The sequence below is a fragment of the Nonomuraea fastidiosa genome, from assembly GCF_042751225.1.
Taxonomy (GTDB): domain Bacteria; phylum Actinomycetota; class Actinomycetes; order Streptosporangiales; family Streptosporangiaceae; genus Nonomuraea; species Nonomuraea fastidiosa.
Genome location: NZ_CP170570.1, coordinates 6,257,700 through 6,271,310, shown reverse-complemented (window position 1 = coordinate 6,271,310; position 13,611 = coordinate 6,257,700). Strand labels below are relative to the sequence as shown.

The window sequence follows — 13,611 nt, the reverse complement described above, 5'->3', positions numbered from 1 at the left end:
CGGGCCCGCCGTGGCGGGCCCGTCTTTTCGATGAGGCCGGCGCAGGACTCCAGGCGGCCCCAGTGGCAGGCCCGTGTCCTCGATGCGGGGCGGCTCAGGACTCCAGGCGGCTCAGGTAGACCGTCCTGGCCTGTTCCAGCAGGGACATGTGGTCGCCGAACTGGTACGGGCTCACCAGCCTCCCGTGCTGGCGGATCAGCTCCTCCAGCAGGTCAAGCCACTCCAGGCACCACAGCACGTCCTCGCGCCGCGCCACCGGCCTGCCCTCCACGTTCACGTAGACGGGGCTGGTCAGCGCGTACCCGGTGGCGGTCAGCGTGCGCGGGTGCGGCTCGCAGAGCGCCTCGGCCACCACGTACGTGGGCGCGTCCAGCGTCAGCTCCGCCGTCACCGTCAGCACGTCGTCACCGCCGTCGCGGCCGTCGGGTGCCAGCCGCTCGGCCCCGGCGCGCACGCCCTCGGCGGTGCGGATGCGGACCGCCACCACCTCGGGCCCGACGGCGGCGGCCGTGACCGTGACCCGGTCGCCCTCCGTGGCGTGGATGACGTGGCCGGGGCCGTGGCCGTTGACGTCCAGCTCAAGCCACGGGCCGGTGGTGGCGAACGTGCGGCCCGCGCGCACGGCGGCGGCGAACGAGCGCGCGGTCAGCTCGCCCTCGACCTGCGCGTAGACGCGCGCCCAGCCGGGCGGGTTCGAGTGGGTGTCGGAACGCGTGAAGGAGATCATCGCGTCCGTGCCCGCGGTGACCGCCAGCCGGTTGCCCGCGCCGATCAGCCGCCGGTAGACGGCCGCCGTGGCCGGGATGGAGGCGTGGGTGAGCACGTCGAGGCTGTCCACGAGCCCGAGCGCGGCGTCGGCGACCAGCTCGCGGGCGGTGCAGTCGCGCGGCACCGGCGAGACCACGCCGGACGGCGAGTCCCCGTCGCCGATCGCGCCGTGGAAGGGGTGGCTGTAGCCGACGAGCGCCCCGAGTCCGCGCAGCTCGCGCAGCCCGTCGGCGTTCGGCGGCCAGTCGGCGTCGTCCTCGAACCCCGTGTGATAGCGGCCGGGGGCCGAGCGCGGCGCGAAGGCGTAGATGTGGCCGAGCAGGTCGTTGCGGTACTCGACGCCCATCCTGGCCACGTGGGTGGCGTCCGACCATGGCAGGTCGCGGCCGGTCCAGTGTTCGAGCGCCTCCCTGTCGTACACGCGGCGGCCCGACACGTTGCCCGCCAGCAGGTTGAGCACGTGCAGGTCCTCACCGAGCTGCGCGGCGGCCGCGTCGGCGGGCACGGCCACCAGGTCGCCCGCCCAGTTGAGGTGGACGTGCAGGTCGCCGCCGTACCAGCCGCGGGCGGCGGCGTCGTACAGGCGGTCCGGGATCAGCTCGACGAGCTGCTCGGCGCCGGGGACCGGGGTGAGCGCCAGCTCGCGCTCGCCGTACTCCATGCCCCTGGCCACCCGCACGGTCAGCGGCAGGCAGGGGACCTCCACCACGAGGTCGTCGCCGTGGAAGTACGGGCGGCCGTGGTAGTCGTAGCGGTGCGGCACGCCGGACGGGAACCAGCCGCTGCCGTCCTCGGCCACCACGCTCCACCGGCACGGCAGCCCCGCCGACAGGCGCAGCCTGGCCGCGCGCACGGGACGCAGCAGGCTGTCCAGGCGTACGCGCTCGCCGCCCACCACGATCACGCTGTCCTGGTCCGCCTCGACCAGCCAGGCGCCGCGCGGCGCGAGCACCCGCCGGGTGTCGTCCACGCTGACCGTGCAGGGCTCGTCGCGCCTGGAGTCGAACAGCAGCGAGATCCGCTCTACCCCGCGTCCCGGCAGCGGCGCCCGCTCCCCCTGCCAGGGTGCGGCGGAGCCTCCCCGCCCGGCCGCCTCGGCAGGTTTCCCGCCCGCCTCCACCTCCGCAAGCCGCCCGCCCGCCTCCGCACGCCTCCCCGCCGTGTCCTCTGCGGTGACCAGCACTGTGCGCGGCGCGCCCTCCAGCGAGACCGCGCCTGGCCCGATGCGGACGGCGACGAGGTGTCCCGGCAGCTCCCCGTCGAGGGTGTCGCGCAGGACGCGGTCGTAGTCGGGCTCGGCGAGCCGGGCGGCGAGCCGGTCACATGGCTCGCCCGGATGTTCGTCCGCCACGGCCTGGTGGACCAGGCTCCAGAAGCGGTCGAAAAGCGCAGGCGGCAGAACCTTCCGCCGGGCGAAGAACTTCACGTAATGGATCTCCGGTTCTCCCCAGGTGATGCCGTGGCGGTCGAGGAGGCGGCCGTACTCCTCGAGCTCGTCGGTCACCCTTCCGGGCAGCATCGAATCCGCACCCATGTGCGCCCCTCCCCCACGTCGGTTGCGCGCCATCGTGGCACGGATCACACGGCGGTTTCGCCGGGCCGGAGCGGGGCGGAGGGGGAATCCTCATCCCCGGGAGAGGTATCTCAACCTGAGGGGTTCCGATGCTGCTCCGCCTGCCGGATCAGGATCGGGTGAATGCGGACAGAATGCGCTCCGCGGCCAGCGCGGGGGTCACCTCCCCCGCCAGCACCGCGCGCTCGACCTCCGCGCTGATCTCCGCCACCCGGGGGTGCGTGCGCAACTCGGCGAGCAGCCGGTCGCGCACCAGCGCCCAGGTCCAGTCCACCTGCTGGCGGCGGCGCTTGGCGGCCAGGTCGAGGCCGTCCTGGTGGGCGAGCACCTTCTCCCAGACCTCGTCCAGCCCCTCGCCGGTCAGCGCGCTGCAGGTCAGCACGGGCGGCGGGGCCGAGTCCGTACGCAGCATGCGCAGCGCGCCCGCCAGCTCGCGCGCCGCCTTCTTGGCGGGCAGCGCGTACTCGCCGTCGGCCTTGTTGACCGCGATGACGTCGGCCAGCTCCAGCACGCCCTTCTTGATGCCCTGGAGCTGGTCGCCGGTGCGGGCCAGGGTGAGCAGCAGGAACGTGTCCACCATGTCGGCCACCGTGGTCTCCGACTGCCCGACGCCGACGGTCTCCACCACGACGACGTCGAAGCCGGCCGCCTCCACCACGACCATGGCCTCCCTGGTGGCCTTGGCCACGCCGCCGAGGGTGCCGGAGGTGGGCGAGGGCCGGATGAAGGCGCCGGGGTCGGCGGCCAGGCGGGCCATGCGGGTCTTGTCGCCGAGGATGCTGCCGCCCGTCCTGGTGGACGACGGGTCCACGGCCAGCACGGCGACCTTGTGCCCCTCGCCGGTCAGCTTCGTGCCGAGCGCGTCGATGAACGTGGACTTCCCCACACCCGGCACGCCGGACACGCCCACCCTGCGGGCCTGCCCGGTGAGCGGGGTCAGCTCGACGAGCAGCCGCTGCGCGAGCGCGTTGTGATCGGCCCTGGTCGACTCGACCAGCGTGATCGCGCGGGCGATCCACGTACGGGAACCGGCCCGCACGCCCCGGACGTAGTCCTCCAGCGAGTGCACCCCACCACCCCTTTCTTCGCAGTTGATGAGCCTAACTTCTGACAAATGTTGACTTTTGCCAGTAGGGTGCTGGAGTTCGTTTCACAGCCGTCACAGGAGTCACTCCCCTCATGCCCAACGTCGAACCCCTCCGCGAGGGCGACCCGGCAGCGGTGGGGCCCTACCGGCTGGTCGGACGCCTCGGCGCGGGCGGCCACGGTGTCGTCTACCTCGGCCAGGCACGCAACGGAACCCCGGTCGCCGTCAAGCTGCTGCGCGAGGGCCTGGCCGTGGACGACCGCCTGGCCGCGGCCGTCGCCGCCGCGCGCAAGGTCGAGCCGTTCTGCCTCGCGCGGGTGCTCGACGCCTCGACCAGCGGCAGGCCGTACATCGTCTCCGAGTACGTGGACGGGCCCTCGTTGCAGCAGGCGGGCCGGCGCGGCGGCGCGGAGCTGCAGCGGCTCGCCGTGGCCACCGCGACCGCGCTCGACGCCATTCACCAGGCCGGCGTCGTGCACGGCGACCTCACGCCGTCCAACGTGCTGCTCGGCCCCGACGGCGCGAAGCTCGTGGACTTCGGCATCGCCGCGGTGCTCGGCTCGGGCATGAAGGCCACCAGCAACATCGCGGGGACGCCCGCGTACATGGCGCCCGAGCAGCTCGCCGGGCGGCCGGTGGGCGCGGCGGCCGACGTGTTCTCGTGGGCCTCGGTCATCGTGTTCGCGGCCACCGGCGTGCCGCCGTTCGGCGACGACGCGCTGCCCGCCGTGATCAACCGCATCCTGCACGACGAGCCGGAGCTCGGTGAGCTGGAGCGGCCGCTGCGCGACGTCGTCACCGCCTGCCTGGCCAAGGACCCGGGCGCGCGGCCGTCCATGCGTGACGTGCTGCTCAAGCTGACCTCGCCCTCCCGGCGCACCCTGGCACCGCACGCCGCCCCGGACGCCTACGACACACCCGACCGGCAGAACGTGCCGCCGTTGCCGCGCCGCCGTCCCGCCGAGGCCACCACCCGCGACTTCGGCTCCGCCGCCGCCCAGGACGCCCCTTCTGACCGGCCGGGCGCGGCCCAGGCCGCAGAGGCCCACGCTGCGGGCGGGCACCCGCGTGACGCCCACGGCGCGGCCCGTTCGGACGACGCCCAGGCTCATGGGGGCGAGCGCTCCCGCGAGGAGCGGCGCGGGCCCGAGCAGGGCGGGCACGACGTGAGCGCCCAGAACGGCCAGACGGCCGCGTCGTTGCAGGCGCTGTTCGACCTGTCGTCGCCGGTGGAGCCGCCCTCCGGCGCCCGGGACCGGCGAGGGAGCGCCGTGCCGCTGGGCGCGCCGGTCGCCTTCGACGCGCCGCCGGCAGGTACGCGATCGCCCCGCGACCACGCCGGCTCCGGTGGCGGGGCGGGTGCCCACGGCTTCGAGCCGGCGTCTGCGCGCCCCGGCTTCGGGGACAGGACGGGCGGGTCGGGCCCGGCCGCTGGAGGCTCCGGCTCGACCGGGTTCGGCGCTCCGGCGGGCGGCCCGGGTTCGTCGGCGGGCGGCTCCGGCTCTGCGTCCGCCGGGTTCGGCGCTCCGGCGGGCGGGTTCGCAGGCGCGCCCGGCGCGACGGGCAGCCTGATCGCCGCGGTCGGCCAGGGCACCACGGGCGGCACGGCGGCGAGCGGCCAGGAGAGCGGTCAGGGAACCGGGGACGGCGGGGACGGCCAGGAGCGGCCCGCGGCCCGTCCGTCGCGGCGGCGCCGGGTCAAGACGCTGGCCATCGCGGGCGTCTCCGGCGTGTCCGTATGCGTGCTGGGCGCCGCGATCATCTGGCTCACCCCGACCGAACCCACCCCGAAGACGGGGAATGTGCCCGCCACCAGCAACGTCCCCACCACACCTGCGGCCACCCGGCCCGCCACCGCGCCGGCCGAGCCGCCGTCGTCCGAGGAGCAGCCGGCCGAGGAGTCGTCGGATGCGGGCGCCCAGCGGTCCACCGCCGGCCCGGATGTCACCGCGTCCACGCTCCCGGCCGACGACCGCAAGACGCAGACCGCGTCGAACGCGACGAACCGGCTGCGCCTCGTCTACGTGCGCGCGGGCGGCACCAGGACCGGCGACTGCTGGTCGGGCGGCCAGGTGACGCTGCAGGCCCTGGTGCGGCGCAGCGGCGCGGCGACGACGTTCAGCTACACCTGGCTGGTCGACGGCACCGCGATCGGCCGCTCCTCGGCGGTGATCTCGGCGAACGGCGAGCGCTACCTCGCCGCGCCCCGCACCCTGCGCAGCACCGGCGGCGTGCACCGCGTGACGCTGCGCATCACCGCGCCGGTGGCCGTCGAGCGCACGGTCTCGGTCCCGATGTGCGAGCAGGGCACCTACTGACGCCCGCCGCCTGAGCCGCCAGGACCGGCGGCGCTTCGGGGGCCGCGCCCGGCTAGTGGCGCTTGCTGAGCTGCTCCAGGAGGTCCAAGGCGGCGTCGGCGATGACGGTGCCGGGCGGGAAGATGGCGGCGGCGCCTGCGGCGCGCAGCGCGTCCTCGTCGCCGGGCGGGATGACGCCGCCGACGACGATCATGATGTCGGAGGCGTCGAGCGCGGCGAGCGCGTCGCGCAGCGCGGGCACCAGCGTGAGGTGCCCGCCGGCCAGCGTCGAGACGCCGACGATGTGCACGTCGGCCTCGACCGCCTGCCTGGCGACCTCCTCAGGGGTCTGGAACAGCGGGCCGACGTCGACGTCGAAGCCGAGGTCGGCGAAGGCGGTGGCGATCACCTTCTGGCCGCGGTCGTGGCCGTCCTGCCCCATCTTGGCGACCAGGATGCGCGGCCTGCGCCCCTCGGTCTCGGCGAAGGCGTCGCAGGCGCGGCGGGCCCGCTCGATGCCGGCGGCCTGGCCTGACTCGTCGCGGTACACGCCAGTGATCGTACGCACCGGCTCGGCGTGCCGCCCGAACACCTTCTCCAGGGCCTCGGAGATCTCGCCCACGGTGGCCTTGGCGCGGGCGGCGTCCACGGACAGCTTGAGCAGGTTGTGCTCCAGGCCGGGCGCGGGGTGCGAGGCGGCCTTGGTGAGCGCGTCGAGAGCGCGCCGCACGGCGTCGGGGTCGCGTTCGGCCTTGAGCCGGGCGAGTTTTTCGAGCTGGCTCGCGCGTACGGCGCTGTTGTCGACCTTGAGCACCTCGATGTCGCGGTCCTCGTCGGCCCGGTACTTGTTGACGCCGATCACCGGCTGCCTGCCGGAGTCGATGCGGGCCTGCGTACGGGCGGCGGCCTCCTCGATGCGCAGCTTGGGCAGCCCCGCCTCGATGGCCTTGGCCATGCCGCCGGCCTCCTCGACCTCCTGGATGTGCTGCCAGGCGCGGGCGGCGAGGTCGTGGGTGAGGCGTTCGACGTAGTAGGAGCCGCCCCACGGGTCGATGACGTGCGTGGTGCCGGACTCCTGCTGCAGGAGGAGCTGGGTGTTGCGGGCGATGCGGGCGGAGAAGTCGCTGGGCAGGGCGAGCGCCTCGTCGAGGGCGTTGGTGTGCAGCGACTGGGTGTGGCCCTGGGTGGCGGCCATGGCCTCGACGCAGGTGCGGGCGACGTTGTTGAAGACGTCCTGGGCGGTCAGCGACCAGCCGGAGGTCTGGCTGTGCGTACGCAAACTGAGCGACTTGGGGTTCTTCGCCCCGAACTGCGAGACGAGTTTGGCCCACAGCAGCCGGGCGGCGCGCAGCTTGGCGACCTCCATGAAGAAGTTCATGCCGATGCACCAGAAGAACGACAGCCGGGGCGCGAACCGGTCGATGTCGAGCCCGGCGGCGGTGCCCGCGCGCAGGTATTCGACGCCGTCGGCGAGCGTGTAGGCCAGCTCCAGGTCCAGCGTGGCGCCGGCTTCCTGGATGTGATAGCCGGAAATACTGATGGAATTGAATTTCGGCATCTTTTCGCTCGTGTAAGCGAAAATATCCGAAATAATGCGCATCGACGGCGCCGGTGGATAGATGTAGGTGTTGCGGACCATGAACTCCTTGAGGATGTCGTTCTGAATGGTCCCCGCGAGCTGCTCGGGCGCGACGCCCTGCTCCTCCGCCGCCACGATGTAGAGGGCCAGGACGGGCAGCACCGCGCCGTTCATGGTCATGGACACCGACATGCGGTCGAGCGGGATGCCCTCGAAGAGCTGCCGCATGTCGTAGATCGAGTCGATCGCGACCCCCGCCATGCCCACGTCGCCCGCGACGCGCGGGTGGTCGGAGTCGTAGCCGCGGTGCGTGGCCAGGTCGAACGCCACCGACAGGCCCTTCTGCCCGGCCGCCAGGTTGCGCCGGTAGAAGGCGTTGGAGTCCTCGGCGGTGGAGAAGCCGGCGTACTGGCGGATGGTCCACGGCTGGTTGACGTACATGGTGGGGTACGGCCCGCGCAGGTACGGCGGCGCGCCCGGGTAGGTGCGCAGGAAGTCGAGCCCGTCCAGATCGGCGGCGGTGTAGAGCGGCTTGACCGCGATGCCCTCGGGCGTCTCCCACACCTCGCCGTCCGGCTCGGGGGCCCCTGCGGGCTCGGGCAGGGGGCCGAGCGGGATGCCGGAGAAGTCCGGGATCATCGGGTCACCTCCAGGTCGTCGAACGTCTCGCGGAGCACGGCCGGCACGTCGCAACCGGCGTAGAGGTTCGCGTCCACCCCCTCGTAACGTCCCTTCCCCGCCAGCCACACCTTCTTCGCCCCGGCCCTGCGCAGCGCGGCCGCGACGGAGACGGCGTGCTGCTCGTAGAGCCGGTCGGTGGAGCACAGGCAGGCGACGGAGGTGCCGCTGGCGGCGAACGCGGCGGCGATCTCCTCGGGGTCGGTGCCGGGCCCCGCGGTCTCGACGGCGAGGCCGCCCGCCTGGAACAGGTTGGCGGCGAACGTGGCCCGCGCGCTGTGGGCGGCCAGGGGGCCGATCGTGGCCAGGAACACCGTGGGCCGCTCGGGCTGGGCGTCGGCGAGGTCGCGCAGCCGCTCGTACGGCTCGGCGTACCGGATCCTCGGCAGCCCGGACCCGGACTCGCGCGGCACGGGCGCGCTGTCGCGGCGTAGCGGCTTCTCGGCCGGGTCGGGGAACTCGCTCACCCCGGTGATGGGAAAGCGGCGGTGCGCGATGTCGTCGTCGCGGCGCGCGCGGGTGGCGGCGATGCGCTCGGCGATCAGCGTCCCCGCCTCCAGGATGCCGCCGGCCGCCTCGATCTCCTGGAAGAAGGACCACGCGGCGGAGGCGAGGTCGGCGGTGCGGCGTTCGACGTACCAGGAGCCGCCGGCCGGGTCGATGACGCGCCCGAGCCCCGACTCCTCGAGCAGCAGCGACTGGATGTTGCGGGCGAGCCGCCTGGAGAAGTCGTCGGGCAGCCCGAGACAGGCGTCGAACGGCTGCACGGTGATCGCCGCGGCCCCGCCGACCCCGGCGCCGAAGCAGGCCAGGGTGGTGCGCAGCAGGTTCACCCACGGGTCGCGGACGGTCATCATGGCCGAGCCGGTGACGGCGTGCTGCAGCTGGCCGCCCGCGCCGGGCGCGCCGCAGACCTCGGCGACCCTGGCCCACAGGCGGCGCGCGGCCCGCAGCTTGGCGATGGTGGCGAACTGGTCGGCGGTGGCGGCGTACCGGAACTCGATCTGCCCGAGCGCCTGTTCGGCGCTGAGCCCGGCAGCGGTGAGCGCGCGCAGCTCGGCGACGCCCGCCGCGATCGAGCAGGCCAGCTCCTCGGCGTCGCTGCCGCCCGCGTCGTGGCACGGCGTGGCGTCCACGGTCACGGCCCGCAGCCCCGGATGCCGCTCCAGGCAGCGCTGCGCCAGCTCGGCACCGCCGGTGCCGCGCGCCGCCGAGGCGCCCAGGTTGCCGGACGGCTCGACGCCGCGCTCGGCGGCCAGCGCGAGCAGGGCCTCGGCGGCCTCGGGGGTCTGCTCCCCCGCTTCCAGGACGATGGGCGCGAGGTCCAGGTAGACGTCCTTGAGCACGGTGCCGAGCGCGCTCACCGGGATGGCGCCGTCGCCGACGACCAGCCAGAGCGAGGTGACGCCGTTCTCCAGGTCGGCGAGCACGGCATCGGGGTCGGGCACGGCGTGCCGCTGCCGCACGTCCCAGCCGCCGCGCACGCGCGAGCCCCGCACGTAGGGGGCGGCTCCGGGGCGGCCGGGGTCGCCGGGCAGGTCGTTCGCGTCGTAGAGCGGCGCGATCGTCAGCCCGTCGTACGTCGTCCTGGACAGCGCCTGCTCCGGGGAGTCCGTCTCGATCCCCGACTTGCGCAGCACCTGCGCGGCCAGCGCCCGCCAGTCGTCCCGTGAGGTGGGAGCGAACCCCGCTGCCAGTTCCATGGTTCGGATAGTAGGCGGAACCCCCCGAACCCAGTAACCCCGGGTCTAACCCTCCCAGGTCAGGCGCCAGGTGATCGGTCCCACGATGCCGTCGGCGGTCACGCCCTGCTGCCGCTGGAAGCGGCGGCACACGTCGCGCGACTGCGGTCCGTACGCGCCGTCGACGTCCAGCTCCCAGCCGCGCCGCCGCATCTGCGACTGCCAGGTGAGCACGTCCTCGCCGTGCATCACGGGCGGGTAGCCGAGCAGCCGTCCGGGGAACGGCGGAGCCGCAGGAGGGCCGCCGCCCTCGTCGCCGCCGGCCGGGCGGGGCGCGCCGCGCCGCACCCAGGCGTAGAGGGGCTCGCCGGGGCAGTCGGTGGCGTAGCCGTCGCGGTGGCCCTTGATCTCCTTGCCGGCGCTGCCGTTCCGCCGGACGAACTCGATGGCGTCGACGATGGCGTGCAGCACGCCGTCGGGCGGGCGGACCAGGCCGGCGTTGCCGACCAGGCCGAGCACGGCGTAGTGGCCGGCGTTCAGCCCCGGGCCGTTGGCGGCGGGCAGGTGGTGCAGGCCCCGGCCCTCGAACACCTTGCGGTGCGGGCAGGCGACGTAGCTGTAGCCGATGTCGATCCAGCCGTTGCCGTCCATGTGGTAGGCCTGGATGGAACGTACCAACGCCACGCAACGGGCATGGTCGGACACGATGGCCTCGTCGACCCTGCCGCCCGTGTAGTGGACCTTGACTCCTTTGGTGGAGTCGAGCTGTGTGTAGTCGCCGCGCGGGGCGCGGGCGTTCCATTCGCGCCTTAACACCAGGTCGATGGCCACCGTGAGCTCCGAGATTCGCTGTCTTGGCAACTGAGCGTAACCCGGAGGGCGCGGACCGGTCAGGGGATCGGCGATATTCCTTTACGGTCTGATGACCCGCTGCTCGGTCACGATCGCGGTGATGAGGTCGTGGGGCGTCACGTCGAAGGCCGGGTTGAGCGCCTGCGTGCCCTCGGGGGCGATGCGCACGCCGCGGATGGAGACGATCTCCTCGGCCCCGCGGTCCTCGATCTCGATCTTGTCGCCCGACGGGGTGTCGGGGTCGATCGTGGACTCGGGCGCGACCACGATGAACGGCACGCCGGCCCGCTCCGCGCCGAGCGCCAGCGCGTACGAGCCGATCTTGTTGGCGGTGTCGCCGTTGGCGGCGATGCGGTCGGCGCCGATGAGCACCGCGTCGACGTCGGCCTGCGCCAGCAGGTAGGGGCCCGCGGAGTCGGCGATGAGCCGGTGGGGCGCGCCCATCCTGGCCAGCTCCCAGGTGGTGAGCCGGGCGCCCTGCAGCAGCGGCCGGGTCTCCAGCACCAGCACCTCGGCCAGCCGCCCGCGCTCGTGCAGCGTCTGCACGACGCTGAGCGCGGTGCCGCGCTCGACGGCGGCGAGCCCGCCGGTGTTGCACACGGTCATGACGCGCAGGCGGTCGCCTTCGAGCAGGTCGGCGCCGCGCTCGCCCATGGCCCTGCTGGCGGCCAGGTCGTCGTCGCGTACGCGCAGGGCGGCGGCCAGCACGGCCTCACGGCCCTCGCTCAGGTGGGCGGCCGCCTGGTCGACGCCCCAGGCGAGGTTGACCGCGGTGGGCCGGGCGGCGCGCAGCGCGGCGATCTGGTCGGGGTCGCCGTCGGCCAGCACGACGCCGAGCGCCCCCGCCACGCCGAGCGCGGGCGCGCCGCGCACCGCCAGCCGCTGAATGGCGTCGATCAGCTCGGCGACGGTGTGGATGCGCAGCGTGACGCACTTGTCGGGCAGCAGGGTCTGGTCGATGATCTCGACGGCGCCGTCCACCCAGTCGATGGTCCTCACGGCAGAAACGCTAACCCAATCTCTCGTTGCGGCAATCAGCGTTCGGACAGCACGATGACGGAGTCGCGCTCGCCCAGCACGATCGGCTTCCTCTTGTCGGGGTTGAGGACGATGCCGTAGTGCGGCGGATCGTTCCTGGCGCTGTTGTCGCGGTAGCCGATGGCGGTCTCGCCCCTGCGCCGCGCGGCCTCCACGACGGTGGAGAACGACACCTCCACGCCCGTCTTCACGTAGTCGGTGGCCGGGCGCGGGTAGATCTCCGAGCCGCGCGAGTCGAAGAGGTAGGAGAACACCTCGGCCAGGTGCCGGTTCTCGGCGAGCTGGGCGAGCAGCAGGCCGATGACCGTGTTGCTGATCACGATGTCGTCGGCCTCGGTGACCTCGGCCAGGGCGCGGTTGTTCTCGTCGTGCATCTCGCTGACGATCGAGTAGTGCTCGCCGAGCGTCTTTTGCATGTCGCGCAGCTGCAGCAGCGTCATGAGCGTGCGGGTGTCGGCGTGGTGCGGGTCGAAGCGGTCGTCGGAGAGCACGATGACGTGCTGGAACAGGCCGACGCCGAGCGCCTCCAGCGCGAACCTGTCGGTGGTGTCGCAGTCCTTGACGTTGACGGTGAGGTTGCGCAGGCCCGTGAGCTCCATGGCGGCCTTGGGGTGGTCGGTCGCGACCTCCAGCACCGAGCCGGGGGCGACGTAGCCGTCGAGGTAGCGGATGATCTGCTCGGCGCGGCCGTTCCAGTTGAGCAGCAGCGTGCGCTCGGGCTCGGTGGGCGCCTTCTCCGACGCGATGATCGCCGCCTCCTCGATGTGCGGCTCGTCGGCGGCCAGCCGGACGTGGGAGTCGTCGTTGGCGATGACGATCACCTGGTCGTCGGCGTTGATGACGGTGTCGAACGGCGGGTTGAGCACGACGCCGGTCGGGCGGCGCAGGCCGATCACGGAGGCGGTCTCGTACGCGTGCAGCGCCTCTCCGTACGTGACGCCGATGAGCTTCTTCGGGGTGCGCAGGTAGATCTCGCCGCCGTCGAAGTTCAGCAGGTCCATGCAGACCACGGACATGCCGGACTGGCGGGACGACTGCACGATCAGGCGGGAGGCGGTGTCGTCGGAGTCGACCAGGTGCACGTCGTCACCACCGGCCAGGCGGGCGGCGGCCATGTTGCGGCTGGAGGTGAGCGCGGCCACCACGGGCGGGCGGATGCCCTCGCGCTTGGCCAGCGCGAGCAGGATCTTGATGACGTGGGCGTCGGGGTCGTCGCGCTCGGGCGAGAGCACGACAACGGAGCGGGCGGTGGCGAGGTTCATCAGCTCCAGGTCGCGCGGCTCGGTCGGGCGTCCCGTACGGCAGACGACGCGGGTGTGGCCGAGGTCGCCGAGCCGCTCGCGGATCTCCTCCTCCATCTCCAATTTGTCACGTTCCGCGAGAATCGAGATGACGGAGTGCTTCTGGCTGGCCTGGGCCTTGGCCAGCTCGGAGATGATCGTGAAGACCTGGTCGGACCAGCCGAGGATCACCGTGTGCCCCGATTCCACGATCCGCGAGCGCCCTCTGCGCAGCCGGTCCACCTTCTGCTTCAACCCGTTGGACAGCAGACCGACGAGCATGCTGACGATGAACAACCCGCCGAGCGACATCGCGAACATGACCGCCACGTACGCGAACGAGCCCTCGTCGCTGGCCACCTTGCCCGGGCTGAGCGCGTGCATGAGGGCGATCCACGCCACCTCGCCGGCGTGCTGCACACCTTCGGGCTCGTTGGGGGCCAGCCACAGCGTCAACCCGGTCACGACCACGATGAGCGCGAGCGACACGATCGCCAGCCACCCGATGAGCGAGGCCGTGCCCTTCGACATGGTGTTGTCGAACCAGTACCTCGCCCGCTCGCGGAACGTGACTTTCGACACTTCCCCCATACCTCCGCTTAAGCACTGATTTACCCGACGTCACAAGGTACCGGGCGATGTTGGTCTACGCATGGCGAAGCGCTCCGAATCCCCTACGCCATAGGGGCTGGCGCGCCCGGCCCCCTCCTCATCACCCGGCCGGGTACGCTCAGAGGGATATACGTGTCCCCAGCCGAAAACTCGTCGACATACGGC

At 72.9% G+C, this 13,611-nt stretch carries 8 protein-coding genes; 1 reads left to right on the top strand and 7 read right to left on the bottom strand.

All coding sequences use genetic code 11. The features are described 5' to 3' along the window. Window positions 1–94: 94 nt before the first annotated feature. Both ACFMQL_RS28860 and meaB read right to left on the bottom strand, forming a co-directional pair. Entirely contained in the window at window positions 95–2,302 is a 2,208-nt protein-coding gene (locus tag ACFMQL_RS28860) for a CehA/McbA family metallohydrolase (RefSeq protein WP_378787929.1), read from the bottom strand. 148 nt (window positions 2,303–2,450) lie between these two features. Then, window positions 2,451–3,410 carry a methylmalonyl Co-A mutase-associated GTPase MeaB gene (meaB, locus tag ACFMQL_RS28855; RefSeq protein ID WP_364054280.1) on the bottom strand — a complete coding sequence of 320 codons (960 nt, stop codon included), beginning with the start codon at window positions 3,408–3,410 and terminating at the stop codon, window positions 2,451–2,453. Between the two features lie 110 nt (window positions 3,411–3,520). Between meaB and ACFMQL_RS28850 the strand changes: the two genes are divergently transcribed. After that, window positions 3,521–5,746, top strand: a complete 2,226-nt coding sequence (locus ACFMQL_RS28850) for a serine/threonine-protein kinase (RefSeq protein WP_378787927.1) — start codon at window positions 3,521–3,523, stop codon at window positions 5,744–5,746. 52 nt (window positions 5,747–5,798) lie between these two features. Here the strand turns inward: ACFMQL_RS28850 and scpA are convergent, their stop codons facing one another. The 5 genes from scpA to ACFMQL_RS28825 all read right to left on the bottom strand — a co-directional run bounded on the left by scpA (window position 5,799) and on the right by ACFMQL_RS28825 (window position 13,425). Then, on the bottom strand, window positions 5,799–7,943 hold the full coding sequence (gene scpA, locus ACFMQL_RS28845) for a methylmalonyl-CoA mutase (protein ID WP_364054286.1): 2,145 nt from the start codon (window positions 7,941–7,943) through the stop codon (window positions 5,799–5,801). Next, the gene (locus tag ACFMQL_RS28840; RefSeq protein WP_378787925.1) at window positions 7,940–9,685 is read right to left on the bottom strand and encodes a methylmalonyl-CoA mutase family protein; all 1,746 of its coding nucleotides are present in this window, start codon (window positions 9,683–9,685) and stop codon (window positions 7,940–7,942) included. The genes scpA and ACFMQL_RS28840 overlap by 4 nt, the downstream gene beginning before the upstream one ends. Window positions 9,686–9,730: 45 nt before the next feature. After that, entirely contained in the window at window positions 9,731–10,495 is a 765-nt protein-coding gene (locus ACFMQL_RS28835; RefSeq protein WP_364054292.1) for an N-acetylmuramoyl-L-alanine amidase, read from the bottom strand. Window positions 10,496–10,576: 81 nt separating this feature from the next. After that, entirely contained in the window at window positions 10,577–11,515 is a 939-nt protein-coding gene (gene mtnA, locus ACFMQL_RS28830; RefSeq protein WP_364054295.1) for an S-methyl-5-thioribose-1-phosphate isomerase, read from the bottom strand. 35 nt (window positions 11,516–11,550) lie between these two features. Beyond that, window positions 11,551–13,425, bottom strand: coding sequence for a TrkA C-terminal domain-containing protein (locus tag ACFMQL_RS28825; RefSeq protein WP_364054298.1), 1,875 nt, complete (start codon window positions 13,423–13,425; stop codon window positions 11,551–11,553). Between the last annotated feature and the right edge of the window lie 186 nt (window positions 13,426–13,611).

Coding starts and splice junctions, on each gene's coding strand:
- ACFMQL_RS28860 (WP_378787929.1), bottom strand. CDS start 2,302: ATGGGTGCGGATTCGATGCTGCCCGGAAGGGTGACCGACGAGCTCGAG.
- ACFMQL_RS28850 (WP_378787927.1), top strand. CDS start 3,521: ATGCCCAACGTCGAACCCCTCCGCGAGGGCGACCCGGCAGCGGTGGGG.
- scpA (WP_364054286.1), bottom strand. CDS start 7,943: ATGATCCCGGACTTCTCCGGCATCCCGCTCGGCCCCCTGCCCGAGCCC.
- ACFMQL_RS28840 (WP_378787925.1), bottom strand. CDS start 9,685: ATGGAACTGGCAGCGGGGTTCGCTCCCACCTCACGGGACGACTGGCGG.
- ACFMQL_RS28825 (WP_364054298.1), bottom strand. CDS start 13,425: ATGGGGGAAGTGTCGAAAGTCACGTTCCGCGAGCGGGCGAGGTACTGG.